The following is a 15,261-nucleotide window of genomic DNA, read 5'->3' as shown; positions in this document are numbered from 1 at the left end:
CCGAACATACGGGCGCTTTGTGGCAAGGGTGTGAAGTTTTCCTGCCGCCAAACGCCCGTACGGTCACTCCGCCGGCGGCGCCCCGAATCCGTCCGTCAGCTGTCCGTCGATGCCTCGGCCGACGAGGCCGCTCTCTTGGCAGCGGTCTTCTTGGCCGCGGTCTTGGCGGTCGTCTTCTTGGCGGCGGTCGTCTTCTTGGCGACTGTCTTCTTGGCGGTGGTGGTCTTCTTGACAGCCGTCTTCTTCGCCGGCGCCTTCTTGACCGTCTTCTTCTTGGCGGGCCCCTTGGCACGCTTCTCTGCGAGCAACTCGTAGCCGCGCTCAGGCGTGATGTCCTCGACGCTGTCGCCGGTCCGCAGGGTGGCGTTCGTCTCGCCGTCCGTCACGTACGGGCCGAAGCGGCCGTCCTTGACGACCACGGGACGCTCGCTCACCGGGTCGGTGCCCAGTTCCTTCAGCGGCGGCTTGGCTGCGGCCCGGCCACGCTGCTTGGGCTGCGCGTAGATCGCCAGCGCCTCGTCCAGCGTGATCGAGAAGAGCTGCTCCTCGCTCTCCAGGGAGCGCGAGTCGGTGCCCTTCTTCAGGTAGGGGCCGTAGCGACCGTTCTGCGCGGTGATCTCGACGCCTTCGGCGTCCTTGCCGACGACCCGCGGCAGGGACATCAGTTTCAGCGCGTCCTCGAGCGTGACCGTGTCCAGGGACATGGTCTTGAAGAGGGACGCAGTACGCGGCTTGACCGCGTTCTTGCCCGTCTTCGGGGTGCCCTCGGGAAGGATCTCCGTGACGTACGGGCCGTAGCGACCGTCCTTGGCGACGATCTGGTGCCCGCTGACCGGGTCGGTACCCAGCTCGAAGTCGCCGCTCGGCTTGGCGAGCAGTTCCTCCGCGTACTCCACCGTGAGCTCGTCGGGCGCGAGGTCGTCCGGGACATCGGCGCGCTGGTGGCCCTCGGCTTCCTTCTCGCCGCGCTCGACGTAAGGCCCGTAGCGGCCGACGCGCAGCTTGATGTCGTTGCCGACGGGGAAGCTGGAGATCTCCCTGGCGTCGATCGCGCCGAGGTCGGTGACCAGTTCCTTGAGGCCGCCGAGGTGGTCGCCGTCACCGTTGCCCGCCTCGGAGGCGGCGCCGGTCGCCTCGCCCGCACCGAAGTAGAAGCGCTTCAGCCACGGCACGGCCTGCGCCTCGCCCCGGGCGATGCGGTCGAGGTCGTCCTCCATCCTGGCGGTGAAGTCGTAGTCGACGAGTCGGCCGAAGTGCTTCTCGAGCAGGTTGACCACGGCGAAGGAGAGGAACGAGGGGACGAGGGCCGTCCCCTTCTTGAAGACGTAACCGCGGTCGAGGATGGTGCCGATGATCGAGGCGTACGTCGACGGACGGCCGATCTCGCGCTCTTCGAGCTCCTTGACCAGCGAGGCCTCGGTGTAACGGGCCGGCGGCTTGGTCGCGTGACCGTCGACCGAGATCTCCTCGGCGGAGAGGGCGTCGCCCTCCCCGACCTGCGGCAGGCGCCGCTCGCGGTCGTCAAGCTCCGCGTTCGGGTCGTCGGCGCCCTCGACGTAGGCCTTCATGAAGCCGTGGAAGGTGATGGTCTTGCCGGACGCGGTGAACTCGGCGTCACGGCCGTCGGACGCCCGGCCGCCGATCTTCACGGTGACGGAGTTACCGGTCGCGTCCTTCATCTGCGACGCGACCGTCCGCTTCCAGATCAGCTCGTAGAGCTTGAACTGGTCCCCGGTCAGCCCGGTCTCGGCGGGCGTGCGGAAGCGGTCGCCGGAAGGCCGGATCGCCTCGTGCGCCTCCTGCGCGTTCTTGACCTTGCCGGCGTACACCCGCGGCTTCTCCGGCAGGTAGTCGGCGCCGTACAGCTGGGTCACCTGCGCACGGGCCGCGGAGACGGCCGTGTCGGAGAGCGTGGTGGAGTCCGTACGCATATAGGTGATGAAGCCGTTCTCGTACAGCTTCTGCGCGACCTGCATGGTGGCCTTGGCCCCGAAGCCCAGCTTCCGGGAGGCCTCCTGCTGCATGGTCGTCGTACGGAACGGTGCGTACGGCGAGCGGCGGTAGGGCTTGGACTCGACCGAGCGGACGGCGAACGACGCTCCCTCGAGCGCCGCGGCCAGCGCCCGGGCGTTCGCCTCGTCGAGGTGGAGCACCTGGCCGGACTTGAGCCGGCCGTCCGGGCCGAAGTCGCGGCCCTGCGCGACACGCTGCCCGTCGACGGTGTTCAGGCGGGCGGTGAGCGTGGACGGGTCGGAGGTGTCGCCGGCCCGGCCGGTGGAGAAGGTGCCGGTCAGGTCCCAGTACTCGGCGGAGCGGAAGGCGATGCGCTCGCGCTCACGCTCGACGACGAGACGGGTGGCGACGGACTGCACACGACCGGCGGACAGCCGGGGCATGACCTTCTTCCACAGGACCGGCGAGACCTCGTAGCCGTAGAGCCGGTCGAGGATGCGGCGGGTCTCCTGGGCGTCGACCATGCGCTTGTTGAGCTCGCGCGGGTTGGCGACGGCGTCGCGGATCGCGTCCTTGGTGATCTCGTGGAAGACCATCCGGTGGACGGGGACCTTGGGCTTGAGGACCTCGAGGAGGTGCCACGCGATGGCTTCGCCCTCGCGGTCCTCATCGGTGGCGAGGTAGAGCTCGTCGGATTCCGCGAGCCGCTCCTTGAGCTTCCTGACCTGCGCCTTCTTGTCGGCGTTGACGACATAGATGGGCTGGAAGTCGTGTTCGACGTCGACGCCGAGGCGGCGCACTTCACCGGTGTACTTCTCCGGGACCTCGGCGGCGCCGTTCGGCAGGTCGCGGATGTGCCCGACGCTCGCCTCGACGACATAGCCGGGGCCGAGATAGCCCTTGATCGTCTTCGCCTTGGCAGGCGACTCGACGATCACGAGTCGGCGGCCGCCCTGTGCGGTCTCGCTGGTCGGGGACAACTTCGCTCTTCTCTCCGGTCGACGCTCGATGGGCGCTCACAGCACTGCGGCACGCGGTACTCATGCCTTGCCGCGCTGCTGTGGCGCTGCTGTCGCTGCGGAGTGTGACGGTACAACCCGCCCCCGTGTCAAACGGTAAAAGCCCGCAACGGCCACTCGAACGGTAACCCGACTCCAGCCATTCATGTCGCCCGGACCCGGCACGTCGTCTCCCGGGCACCGCCTCAGAGTCTGCTGAAGCACCACAACGCGAGAGTGAGGAACGCCGCACCGAACAGCATCCCGAAGGTGCCCGCCGTGGCCGTGGTCACACCGTGCGCGACGGGCCGTCGGTGCACCAGGCGCGTCCCGGTCCACAGCAGCAGTCCGGCTCCGAACAGCGCGAACGCCGTCCCGGCGAAGATCGCTGGCCCGCTCTCCATGCCTCTACCCGGTCCTTCCTGATGCCGAGGTCCCCTGTGCAGGGCGAGGCTGGCACCTCTGGGCGTCGCGGGCACGAACTGCGGGTGAACGCCACGGGGGGTTCACCCGCCCGGTCGCGGCCGATGTCACAGGAAATGGTGGCGCAAAGCGAACGTTGGCCGGAATTCCCTGTCGCTTCCGCCACGGGACGTCCGGGGCGCCACCCGTCGACGAGCGGTCGGTTCAGCGAACCGCCGGGGAGGCGAGTGGTCGGCTCAGCGAGCGGTCGGATCAGCGAACAGCCGGGGCGACGAGCGGCCGGTGCGCCCCGCGGGGCAGCCGACGGCGGGATCGACCGGCCGCCGGGTTCAGCCGGCGGCCGGCTCCAGGAAGCCCTCCTCCACCAGCAGCCGCAGGGCCTGCGGTGTGCGGTCGCGCAGCCGGACGGGGTCCTCCCCGAGCAGCTGTGCGATGGCGTCGAGGATCTGGCCGGCGCTCAGGCTGCCGTCGCACGCACCGGCGAAACCCGCGCCGACCGTGTCGACCTTGGTGGCACGCCGCATGCCGCGGTTCTGGCGCAGCACCACATGTTCCGGGTCCTCGGCCCCCGGCAACCCGACCTGCTCCTGCATGACCTCCGCAGCGAGCACGAAGTGGTCCGCGAGCAGCGCCGCGTCGTCACGCGCACGCAGGTACTCATGCCGGTCGAAGTGTGCGCGCACACTGTCACCGAGCGGCTGCTCGATGGGATGCGGCCACTCCTCCGTGAGGATCGAGGGCCGCTCGGAACCGGACTTCTTGAGGGTGATCCAGCCGAAGCCGACCGCTTTGGTCTTCCGCGCCTCGAACTCGTCGAGCCACGCGTCGTACCGTGCCGCGTACTGCGCCGGGTCCGCACGGTGGTCCCCGCTGTCGCGCAGCCAGAGCTCCGCGTACTGCGTCACGTCCTGCACCTCGCGCTGCACGATCCAGGCATCGCAGCCGCGCGGCACCCATGAGCGCAGCCGCTCCTGCCAGTCCTCCCCTTCCACGTGCTGCCAGTTGGCGAGGAACTGGGCGTATCCCCCGTCGTTGAGCCTGTCTCCCGCCTGCGAGACGAGCGAGCGGCACAGATCGTCCCCGCCCATCCCGCCGTCCCGGTAGGTCAGCCGGGCACCTGGGGAGATGACGAACGGGGGGTTCGACACGATCAGGTCGTACGTGTCGGAGCCGACGGGCTCGAACAGCGAGCCCTCCCGAAGATCGGCCTGCCCGGCCCCGGACAGGGCGAGCGTGAGCCGGGTGAAGTGCAGTGCGCGAGGATTCAGATCAGTGGCCGTCACCCGTGTCGCGTGCTGGGCGGCGTGCAGCGCCTGGATCCCGGAGCCGGTGCCCAGATCCAGCGCAGAGGCCACGGGCGTACGCACCGTGATGCCGGCCAGCGTGGTGGACGCGCCGCCGACCCCGAGGACCACTCCCTCGCCCTGGCCGCTCGCACCGCCGGCTCCGCCGACCGCGCATCCGAGGTCGGACACGATGAACCAGTCCTGGCCCTCCGGGCCGCCGTACGGACGGATGTCCACCGCGGCCCGCACCTCGTCGCCGTCGCGCACGACCCAGCCGTCGGTGAGGCACTCCTCGAGGGGGAGCGCGGCACGCGCCCTCTCGTGCGGCACGGCGCACTGGAGCAGGAACAGCCGGGTGAGGGTCTCCAGGGCACCGGTCCCGCGGGTGGCGCGCAGCGCGGGCACGGTCTCGCTGCGGGCGAGCGCCGCGTAGGCGGGCGCGCCGAGCAGCTCGAGCAGCCCGTCGGCGGTGAAGGCCGCGGCGAGGAGCGCTTCGCGGAGCCGGGGCGAGTGGGCAGGCACGGGGAGGCTGGTCGTACTCACCCGCCCATTGTGGCCGCCGGCGCCGACAACCGCCGCACGGCCCGGCGTTTCAGGCCGCCGTCTACGCCTGACCGTCCGACGCGGAGCCGCCGCTCGCGGGACTGGAAGTCTTGGGCTTCTGGCAGCCGGGCTGCTTGGCCATGGCCTTGCCCAACTCGCCCGACTGGAGCTTCTCCAGGGCCGCCTGGTCCATGCGCTCGATCTTCTTCAGCCCGTCCGCGACGGTCTGCAGGCCGTCCGCGAACTTCTGCTGGTCCTTGGGGTCGAGCTCGTCTACCTTCTTCTTCAGGTCGAGGTAGGCGCCCGCGGTGCCCTCGAGTTCCTTCACCGCGTCCTGCTGGAGCTTCTCGCCGTTCTCGACCGGGGGCGCACCGGCGTCCCTGATCGCCTTGGCGAGCGCCTTGTCCGCCGCCGCGATGTCCGCGAACGCCTTGGAGTCGGCCGCCTGGATGTCGGCAGGCTTGCCGTCCGCGGCCGTCGAGATGATGGCCTGCTGGGCGTCGGCTCTCTTCTTGATCTGCGGCTGCGCCTGGTCGCAGACCTCCTTCGCCCAGGCGTTCACCTTTTCCTCGCTGTCGTCGCCACAGCCCGACAGTGTCAGTACCAGTACCGCACCGCTGGACAGTGCGGCTGCAAGCTTCTTGTTCACCGGATCGGTCCCTTCCAAGGCCTCTCGGCCCCGGAACATACACGCCAACTGGGCGACAACCGCGTGCCGTACGTCCGATTCAACACCTATTAGGGCCATTTGCACCAAGGGAGACAAGGCTCACCCGCCTCCCCTGGAACACACACGGGCGGGCGGGCAGCGCCTCAAGCCGCGCCACCCGCCCGCCTGTTGATCGAAAGTCAGGAAACCACCGCCGCATCGGTCGGCTTCGCGCTGCGCTCCGCCGTACCGCTCTCGTCGTCGACGGCGATGCCGCGACGCTTCGAGATGTAGACGGCACCGACGATGATCAGCATGGCCAGGACCGCCACGATCGCCCGCACACCGGCGTTGGCGTCGTCCCCGTAGCTGAACTGGATCACCGCGGGCGCGATGAGCAGCGCCACCAGGTTCATCACCTTCAGCAGGGGGTTGATCGCCGGCCCCGCGGTGTCCTTGAACGGGTCGCCGACCGTGTCGCCGATCACCGTCGCGGCGTGTGCCTCGCTGCCCTTGCCGCCGTGGTGCCCGTCCTCGACGAGCTTCTTGGCGTTGTCCCAGGCGCCACCGGAGTTGGCGAGGAAGACGGCCATCAGAGTGCCGGTGCCGATCGCTCCCGCGAGGAACGAGCCGAGAGCGCCGACGCCGAGCGAGAAGCCGACCGCGATGGGCGTCAACACGGCGAGCAGGCCCGGTGTGGTCAGCTCGCGCAACGCGTCCTTGGTGCAGATGTCGACGACGCGTCCGTACTCCGGCTTCTCCGAGTAGTCCATGATCCCGGGGTGCTCGCGGAACTGCCGCCGCACCTCGTAGACCACGGCACCGGCGGACCGGGACACGGCGTTGATGGCCAGCCCGGAGAAGAGAAAGACGACCGCGGCGCCGAGGACCAGGCCCACCAGGTTGTTGGGCTGCGAGATGTCCATCACCAGGTTCATCGGTGCGTTGTCGCCCAGCTTCTCGCCGACGTCCGTGGCCGCCGTGGCGATCGCGTCACGGTACGAACCGAAGAGCGCGGCAGCCGCGAGCACGGCCGTGGCGATCGCGATGCCCTTGGTGATGGCCTTGGTGGTGTTGCCCACGGCGTCCAGATCGGTCAGGACCTGGGCACCCGCACCGGTGACGTCACCGGACATCTCGGCGATGCCCTGTGCGTTGTCCGAGACGGGGCCGAAGGTGTCCATGGCCACGATGACGCCCACGGTGGTGAGCAGGCCGGTGCCGGCCAGCGCCACCGCGAAGAGCGCGAGCATGATGGACGTACCGCCGAGCAGGAAGGCCCCGTACACGCCGAGGCCGATCAACAGGGCGGTGTAGACGGCCGATTCGAGGCCGATGGCGATCCCTGCCAGGACCACGGTGGCAGCACCGGTCAACGACGACTTGCCGATGTCCCGCACGGGGCGCCGGTTCGTCTCCGTGAAGTACCCGGTCAGCTGCTGGATCAGCGCCGCCAGGACGATGCCGATGGCGACGGCGACCAGCGCCAGGATCCGCGGGTCACCTTCGTGCGCCTGGACCGCGGCGTCCCCGACTCCGTCCAACTCCGCGTAGGAGCCGGGCAGATAGACGAAGGCGGCCACGGCCACCAGGGCGAGCGAGATCAGCGCGGAGATGAAGAAGCCGCGGTTGATCGCGGTCATCCCGCTGCGGTCGGCGCGCCGCGGGGCGACCGCGAAGATGCCGATCATCGCGGTGACCACGCCGATCGCCGGGACGATGAGCGGGAAGGCGAGGCCGGCGTCGCCGAACGCCGCCATGCCGAGGATGAGCGCCGCGACGAGTGTGACGGCGTAGGACTCGAAGAGGTCGGCCGCCATGCCCGCGCAGTCGCCGACGTTGTCGCCCACGTTGTCGGCGATGGTGGCGGCGTTGCGCGGGTCGTCCTCGGGGATGCCCTGTTCGACCTTGCCGACGAGGTCGGCGCCGACGTCGGCCGCCTTGGTGAAGATGCCGCCCCCGACACGCATGAACATGGCGATCAGCGCGGCGCCGAGGCCGAAGCCCTCGAGCACCTTGGGCGCGTCCGCCGCATAGACGAGTACGACGCAGGAGGCACCGAGCAGGCCGAGGCCCACCGTGAACATGCCGACCACGCCTCCGGTACGGAAAGCGATCTTCATGGCCTTGTGCGCGACTGCCGTCAGATCCTTTTCCGGTTCGCCTTCCGCCGGTGTCGCTTCGCGCGCGGCCGCGGCGACACGCACATTGGCCCGTACCGCAAGACGCATGCCGATGTATCCGGTGGCTGCCGAGAAAAGGGCACCCACCAGGAAAAACACGGAGCGTCCGGCACGCTGCGACCAGTCGTCGGCAGGGAGAAGCATCAGCAGGAAGAACACCACGACGGCGAAGATGCCGAGTGTGCGCAGCTGCCGCGCCAGATAGGCATTCGCGCCTTCCTGCACCGCGGCCGCGATCTTCTTCATCGACTCGGTGCCCTCGCCCGCCCCGAGTACCTGGCGGACCAGGAGCTGAGCGACGACGAGCGCCGCCAGGGCGACGACCGCGATCACAATAACGATCAGCCGGTTGTCGTCCGTGAGTACCGCTGCTGCAAGAGAAGTGGGGTGATCGATCAGGTGTGGGTTGAAGAGCCCCGCCATTCGTCCTCCTTGACGTTCAGAGCTCAAGATGTGGACGGATTGTAGGGAGCGGAACCTGATCAAAACAGGGCGCCGGAAATGTAATTGACCTTGACTTGCTACTCAGCAAATGATCGGCTTCTGAAATCGACCCCGAAAGCGGTAACGGGGCAAAAGCATTGACGCCGGATCGATGATCTAGAAAATACGAAAGAGGCCCTGCTCAGCAGGGCCTCTTCGCTCGATAATCACGCAGTATGATCAGCCGGCAAAAGATCGGTTCCTGGCGCCGACGCAACCGGCCCCGTCCGCATTCCGGACACAGGACTGTCCGGTCCGCGCGGTCCGGTCAGGGAGTAGTGGCCACGACCGACGTGGCCGGCCAGCTCATACGGATGACCCCGCCGTACTCCGTGGTGGAGACCTCCACGTCGTCCACGAGGCCGCTGATGACGGCGAGGCCCATCTCGTCCTCGCCCTCCGCGTCTGTGTCCTCGGTCGCTGCTCCACCGTCGGCGGACGCTGCCGTGGAACCGGCGCCCGAAGTCGGCACCTCGTCACCGACCTCGATGGAGAAGGTCTTCTCCTCCTCCGCCAGAACCACCCGTACGGGTGCGGTGATGCCATGGCTGCGGTGCAGCCCGACAGCACGGCTGCAGGCCTCTCCGACGGCGAGCCGGACCTCGTCCAGCACCGCCTCCTCGACCCCGGCACGGCGAGCCACGGCAGCGGCGACCAGTCGGGCCGTTCTGACGTGTTCGGGCTGGGCGCTGAAGCGGAGCTCAACGGTGGCCATGCGGTCCCCCTCGGACGTTCGGGCGTGCCTCTCAGGGGCCCGGGCTGGATGCCCGGGGCCCCTCCCTGCTTCCGGCAGTCTCCGGCCGACCGTCAGTCGGTCGCGGCGACGGCTTCGTCGACCGTGGTGTGGATCGGGAACACCTTGGTCAGCCCCGTGATCCGGAAGATCTTGAGAATGCGCTCCTGGTTGCAGACCAGGCGCAGGGAGCCCTCGTGCGCACGCACACGCTTGAGCCCGCCCACGAGAACGCCGAGGCCGGTGGAGTCGAGGAAGTCCACGCCCTCCATGTCGACAACCAGGTGGTAGCTGCCGTCGTTCACCAACTCGACCAACTGCTCGCGCAGCTTGGGCGCGGTATACACATCAATCTCGCCACCGACCTCGACGACCGTACGGTCGCCACCAGGGCCGGACACATTGCGAGTCGACAGGGACAGGTCCACGGATCCTCCAGCACCTTGCTATCGAGCGGCCGCCCTTCAAGTCTCCCCGACGGAGCCGGAAGACGGTCGCCAGCCGCGATGGCATTCAATCACTTACCAGCAGCCATGCACGACGCCTTGGGACCATTGTCCGCTACGCCAGTGACACACTCGGTGCCGATGGCCAAGAATCACCGTCCCAGTCGACCGCCCAGCAGCGGGGAAAACCGTCCCTCGCCCGACTCGGTCCTCGACCGGCTCGCCGCGGGGGCGAGCCGGGCTGCGCGCATCACTCATACGGAGCACCTGCCCCCTCGACCGGGCAGGCATGCAGTGTGGCCGGACCGCATCCGGGCAGAGGTCATCAGCGCCGTCCAGCGCGCCGGGATCGAGCACCCCTGGGCCCACCAGGCGACCGCTGCGGAGCACGCCCTGAACGGCGAGTCCGTGGTCATCGCGACCGGTACCGCGTCCGGCAAGTCCCTGGCGTATCTGGCTCCTGTGCTCAGCACCCTGCTCGATGGCGCCGAGGCCCCCAACGGCCGCGGCACCACCGCCCTCTACCTGGCGCCCACCAAGGCACTCGCCGCCGACCAGCGGCGCGCGGTGAAGGAACTCGCCGCCCCGCTCGGCAACCGGATCCGGCCGGCCGTGTACGACGGCGACACGCCGGTCGAGGAGCGCGAATGGGTGCGCCAGTACGCCAACTACGTCCTCACCAACCCGGACATGCTCCACCGCGGCATACTTCCCTCCCATCCGCGCTGGTCGTCCTTCCTGCGCTCACTGCGCTACGTCGTGATCGACGAGTGCCACACCTACCGCGGCGTCTTCGGCTCCCACGTCGCGCAGGTACTGCGGCGGCTACGCCGTCTGTGCGCCCGCTACGGCGCGAACCCGGTCTTCCTGCTCGCCTCGGCCACCTCTGCGGAACCGGCCGTGGCCGCGGGCCGACTCACCGGCGTGCCCGTGCGGGAGGTCGCCGACGACGCCTCACCGCGCGGCGAAGTGGTCTTCGCCCTGTGGGAACCGCCCCTGACCGATCTCCAGGGCGAGAAGGGCGCTCCGGTGCGCCGTACGGCGACCGCCGAGACCGCCGACCTCCTGACCGACCTGACGGTGCAGGGCGTACGCAGCGTGGCCTTCGTGCGCTCCCGGCGCGGCGCCGAGCTGATCTCCGTGATCGCCAAGGAACGCCTCGCCGAGGTGGACCGCTCTCTGCCCCGGCGTGTCGCCGCCTACCGGGGCGGCTACCTCCCCGAGGAGCGCCGCGCCCTGGAGCGCGCCCTGCACTCCGGCGAGCTCCTCGGCCTCGCGGCCACCACCGCGCTCGAGCTCGGCGTGGACATCGCCGGCCTGGACGCCGTCGTCATCGCCGGGTACCCCGGCACGCGGGCCTCCCTGTGGCAGCAGGCGGGCCGAGCCGGCCGTTCGGGCCAGGGCGCCCTCGCCGTCCTGGTGGCCCGCGACGACCCGCTGGACACCTTCCTCGTCCACCACCCGGAGGCGCTGTTCGACCGACCGGTGGAATCCACGGTCCTCGACCCGGACAATCCCTATGTGCTCGCGCCGCATCTGTGCGCAGCCGCCGCCGAGCTTCCGCTCACGGACGCCGACCTCGATCTCTTCGGGCCCGCCACGGCCGGGCTCATGTCCCAGCTGGAAGCCGCCAGGCTGCTGCGGCGCCGTGCTTCCGGCTGGCACTGGACCCGCCGCGAGCGGGCCGCCGACCTCACCGACATCCGGGGGGAGGGCGGCCGTCCCGTGCAGATCGTCGAGGCCGCCACCGGCCGGCTGCTCGGCACGGTCGACGAAGGGGCCGCCCACACGGCGGTCCACGACGGCGCGGTCCACCTTCACCAGGGCCGTACGTATCTGGTCGAACGACTCGACCTGGACGACTCCGTCGCCCTGGTCTCCGAGGCGAATCCGCCCTACTCGACAACCGCTCGCGACACCACCTCCATCTCCGTGCTCGAAACAGACATCGAGATCCCGTGGGGGGACGGACGCCTCTGCTACGGCTCCGTCGAAGTCACCAACCAGGTCGTCTCCTTCCTGCGGCGCCGACTCATCACCGGCGAAGTCCTCGGCGAGTCCAAGCTCGACCTGCCACCTCGCACGCTGCGGACCCGGGCCGTGTGGTGGACGGTCACCGAGGACCAGCTGGACGCCGCCCGCATCGCCCCCGAGCAGTTGGGCGGTGCCCTGCACGCCGCCGAACACGCCTCCATCGGGATGCTGCCGCTGTTCGCCACCTGCGACCGCTGGGACATCGGCGGCGTCTCCGTACCGCTCCATCCCGACACGCTGCTGCCGACAGTCTTCGTGTACGACGGGCACCCGGGCGGGGCCGGCTTCGCCGAGCGGGCCTTCCACACGGCCCGCGAATGGCTCACCGCAACCCGGGAGGCGATCGCCTCGTGCGAGTGCGAGGCGGGCTGCCCTTCGTGCATCCAGTCGCCCAAATGCGGCAACGGCAACGATCCGCTGCACAAGCGGGGAGCGGTCCGGCTGCTCACGGAGCTGCTGCGGGCGGCCCCGGATCCAAAAACCCCGGATCCGGAAGGATCGACTCCGGAAGAATCGGCTCCCGCAATCCCGAAAGCCCCGGTGGCCCCGCCCGAGCCCTGACCGTCGGCGCGTACGGCCCGAACCGGGCCAGCGCCGTCACGTCCGCGACCTCGCCCGTCACGGCGCACCGCACCACCTCCGCGCCCTGGGCCCGCGCCACCCGGTCCGCCGTCGCGCAGGCGCCGGCTGCGCCGCTCAGGGCCTGATCGGCAGCCGCGAGCGCGGCAAGATCGGCGGCAGCCCCTGCCCGGTGGCGGGCCACCACGGCCTGGCCCATGGCGAGCACGATCGCGAAGACCGCGCACAGCACGCTGGTCGCCATCGCCACCCACACGGTCGCCGAGCCACGGTCCTCGACGACCGCCCCACCTCCGTCGTTCACGGCATCACCTCCACCGTCTCGGCCGTGCCTGGGCGTGGCCTGGGGCGCTCCAGGCCCGCCGACACGCCGACGAAGCGATCCGGCTCCTTACCGCTCCGAGAACCTCCTCGGTCTTTGCCCGCATGGAGAGTCGGCTCCCGGATGCCGGACCGCCCGGCATCCGGAGCAGGGGCCGCCCTGGAGGCGGGCACGAGCGGTCCCTCCGACGCCACGATCGGGGCACGAACCGCGCCCGGAGCCGAGAACTCCTCGTCGGCAACGGCCCGTACGACGCTGGTGCCGGCCCGGTGTCCGGCGCCTCGATCCTCGGCGTCCCGGCCTGCGGCCCCCGACCCCGTGGCCTCGGCCTCCTGCCCCACGGTGTCCTCGGCGAGCGCCACCGCCTCGGCGCTCAGTGTCAGGGCCAGCGCACCCGGACCAGGTGTGTCCGACTCGACGTTCACGCGCCACAGGTCGCCGCTCCGCGTCAGCGTGACCACGGAGCCGTTCGGTGCCGCCGACCGGGCGGCGGCAAGCGCGGCCGCCCGGGGCTCGGACCGCGCGGCTGCCCGAGCACCGGCCCGTGCGGCGTCCACGCACTGGATCTGTGCCGCGGCGGCCGTCAGCGCCCAGACCAGGGCCATGACGAACAGCACCAGGGCCGGACAAGCCACCGCCGCTTCCGCCGTCACGGAGCCCCGGTCCCGGCCATCAGCGGCACGTGATGCGTCAGAACTGCGCATCGAGCGCCTTTCCGATCACCGCTTCGAGCGCTCCCGAGACGGTCCCGCTGGTGACGATCTTGTAGAGGACCGCTGCGAAGGCACATGCGGCGATCGTTCCCATCGCGTACTCGGACGTCGTCATTCCGTTGTCGGTCCGCATTCCGCGCCTCAGCGCACTCATCCGACCGCGCATCGCTTTCCACATGCCCTTGCCCAAGTCCTTGCGCATCACTTTGCTCACTTCTGTACCTCCAGATGTCAAAATTGCTATTTGTCTTATTGGTGTGTATTTCGGCAATGTCGGGGGGCAGTCTGCGTCAATGGCCGCGCAGAAGTCCGCCCGCCAGGCCGATCACCACGGGTGCCACGCCGACCGCGAGAAACGCGGGCAGGAAGCACAGCCCCACCGGTGCGGTGATCAGCACCTGCGCCCTGCGCCCCCGGCGGGCCACTGCCCGGGCCCGCTCCGCTCGCAATCTCTCGGCCAGGCGCGCCACCGGTTCGGCGGCCGGCGCTCCGGTGGAGTCGGCCCGCTCGAGACAGCGGGCCAGTGGCTTCGCGCCCGGTATCCCGCCGAACCACCGCCAGGCAGGCGCCGTTTCGGCACCGAGCCGTAGTTGTGCGGCAGTTCGCGCAAGGCGTGCGCCGACGGGGCCGCCCAACGACTCCCCGACCGCCTCCGCGGCCTCACGAGGGCTTGCGCCCGCCGAGATGCATGCGGCCATCAGGTCTGCTGCCAGCGCCAGTTGACCCGCCGCTTCGCCGTGCTCGCCGGTCTCCGCTCCGCCGGCCCCCTCTGGCCGGTCACGCCCACGCTGCCATCGACGCACGCAGAAGGCTGCCGCGATTCCCACGGCGCCGCCCGCGAGCCCACCGATCAGGAAGCCGAGACCTGCCGCTCCCAGAGGCGCCGCCCAGCAGCTCGCCCGTCGCCAGAAGTGCGCTTGCCCGCACCGGGGTTCAGGCGCCTGGCGCAGGAGGGCCCTGGCCCTCCTGCGCGCTCTGCTCTCCCGCCGCTTCGCCGCGATCAGCATGACCACGCAGCCCGCCGCGGAGAGAACCGCCACCACTCCCCCCGACCCGTGCACGACTTCGCCGTTCATGCCTTCTCCCCGGCACGCACGATCCGTCCGGCCCAGCACAGCCCCGCCGCTTCCAGCAGCCCTCCGATCACCAGGCACGCAAGACCTGCCGGGGTGTGGAACAGCACGTGCAACGGGTCCGCCCCGAGCGCCCCTCCCATGGCAAGGCCGGCGACCGGAAGCAGAGCGAGCAGCGCGATGGTCGACCAGGCACCCGCCAATTGCGCCTTCAGGTCCTCACGTTGGTCACTCTCGGCCCGCAGGGCCGCTTCCAGGCGGTCCAGCCCGGCGGCCAGGCCCGCGCCGCTGTCCACGGCCACCCGCCAGCAGGCCGCCATTCCGGCCAAGCCCTCGGCACCCGGCTGCCGTGCCGCCGTACGCAACGCCTCCGGCACGTCACCCCCGAACCGTGCCGCTGCCAGCACCGCGGCCTCCGCCTCGCCGAGTACGTCCGTCGAACCGGCGGCGAACAACAGGGCCTGTGCCGGCTGAAGGCCCGCCCTCAGTTCGCCGGCAGTGGCGCCGCACAGACCGATGACTCCCTGGACCCTCCGGGCCTCGTCCCTCCTGCGCTCCCTGGCCCGCAGCCACCGCCGCACCAACGGCACGGCAACTGCCCCCAGGACCAGAGGCAGTGGGGATTCACCCGCAACGGCCGCCACAAGCGCAGCAGGCAGGCACAGCCACTGCCTGTGAAGCCTGATCACGGACAGCAGCCGCTCCCAGGACCACCACGGGGGCAGCGCCACCGCGCCCGAGTCCGCGAACAGCAAGCGCGCCCTTCGCCGCCCCCGCTCCTGGCCGCCGGCCAGGAGCCAGACGGCCCCGGCCAGGCACAGCGCCGTCGCGCACAGCAACTGG

Annotated in this window: 13 protein-coding genes; 1 reads left to right on the top strand and 12 read right to left on the bottom strand. The window is 70.2% G+C overall.

What is annotated here, in order from left to right:
- Positions 1-95: 95 nt before the first annotated feature.
- From topA to IE198_RS22735, 7 genes are all read right to left on the bottom strand, one after another.
- Positions 96-2,933, bottom strand: a complete 2,838-nt coding sequence (gene topA / locus IE198_RS22765) for a type I DNA topoisomerase (protein ID WP_189889487.1) — start codon at positions 2,931-2,933, stop codon at positions 96-98.
- Between the two features lie 224 nt (positions 2,934-3,157).
- Positions 3,158-3,355, bottom strand: coding sequence for a hypothetical protein (locus IE198_RS22760; protein WP_100108367.1), 198 nt, complete (start codon positions 3,353-3,355; stop codon positions 3,158-3,160).
- Between the two features lie 348 nt (positions 3,356-3,703).
- Entirely contained in the window at positions 3,704-5,203 is a 1,500-nt protein-coding gene (locus IE198_RS22755; protein ID WP_189889485.1) for a DUF7059 domain-containing protein, read from the bottom strand.
- Between the two features lie 61 nt (positions 5,204-5,264).
- Positions 5,265-5,852 (bottom strand): small secreted protein, encoded by a 588-nt coding sequence (locus tag IE198_RS22750; protein ID WP_189889483.1) that lies wholly within the window; start codon positions 5,850-5,852, stop codon positions 5,265-5,267.
- A 200-nt stretch (positions 5,853-6,052) separates the two neighbouring features.
- Positions 6,053-8,458 carry a sodium-translocating pyrophosphatase gene (locus IE198_RS22745; RefSeq protein WP_189889481.1) on the bottom strand — a complete coding sequence of 802 codons (2,406 nt, stop codon included), beginning with the start codon at positions 8,456-8,458 and terminating at the stop codon, positions 6,053-6,055.
- 328 nt (positions 8,459-8,786) lie between these two features.
- Positions 8,787-9,233 carry an ATP-binding protein gene (locus tag IE198_RS22740; RefSeq protein WP_189889479.1) on the bottom strand — a complete coding sequence of 149 codons (447 nt, stop codon included), beginning with the start codon at positions 9,231-9,233 and terminating at the stop codon, positions 8,787-8,789.
- Positions 9,234-9,325: 92 nt separating this feature from the next.
- On the bottom strand, positions 9,326-9,679 hold the full coding sequence (locus IE198_RS22735) for an STAS domain-containing protein (RefSeq protein ID WP_003967428.1): 354 nt from the start codon (positions 9,677-9,679) through the stop codon (positions 9,326-9,328).
- A 78-nt stretch (positions 9,680-9,757) separates the two neighbouring features.
- On the opposite strand from IE198_RS22735, the gene sftH reads away from it, so the two are divergent.
- Positions 9,758-12,292, top strand: coding sequence for a DEAD/DEAH box helicase (gene sftH, locus IE198_RS22730; RefSeq protein ID WP_189889477.1), 2,535 nt, complete (start codon positions 9,758-9,760; stop codon positions 12,290-12,292).
- On the opposite strand, the gene IE198_RS22725 is transcribed toward sftH, so the two are convergent.
- The 5 genes from IE198_RS22725 to IE198_RS22705 form a co-directional block, all read right to left on the bottom strand.
- A complete protein-coding gene (locus IE198_RS22725) occupies positions 12,177-12,554 on the bottom strand; it encodes an Rv3654c family TadE-like protein (RefSeq protein WP_189889573.1) in 378 nt (125 codons plus the stop codon). The two genes, sftH and IE198_RS22725, sit on opposite strands and share 116 nt — an antisense overlap.
- Positions 12,555-12,610: 56 nt before the next feature.
- The gene (locus IE198_RS36400; RefSeq protein ID WP_308426841.1) at positions 12,611-13,285 is read right to left on the bottom strand and encodes a TadE family type IV pilus minor pilin; all 675 of its coding nucleotides are present in this window, start codon (positions 13,283-13,285) and stop codon (positions 12,611-12,613) included.
- Between the two features lie 37 nt (positions 13,286-13,322).
- On the bottom strand, positions 13,323-13,523 hold the full coding sequence (locus IE198_RS22715) for a DUF4244 domain-containing protein (RefSeq protein WP_189889571.1): 201 nt from the start codon (positions 13,521-13,523) through the stop codon (positions 13,323-13,325).
- Positions 13,524-13,635: 112 nt separating this feature from the next.
- A complete protein-coding gene (locus IE198_RS22710; RefSeq protein ID WP_189889473.1) occupies positions 13,636-14,421 on the bottom strand; it encodes a type II secretion system F family protein in 786 nt (261 codons plus the stop codon).
- Positions 14,418-15,254, bottom strand: coding sequence for a type II secretion system F family protein (locus IE198_RS22705; protein WP_189889569.1), 837 nt, complete (start codon positions 15,252-15,254; stop codon positions 14,418-14,420). Before IE198_RS22705 ends, IE198_RS22710 begins: the two co-directional genes overlap by 4 nt.
- Positions 15,255-15,261 lie beyond the last annotated feature (7 nt).

The sequence above is a fragment of the Streptomyces xantholiticus genome (genome assembly GCF_014651015.1).
Lineage (GTDB): Bacteria > Actinomycetota > Actinomycetes > Streptomycetales > Streptomycetaceae > Streptomyces > Streptomyces xantholiticus.
This window is presented reverse-complemented; position numbering and strand designations above follow the sequence as displayed.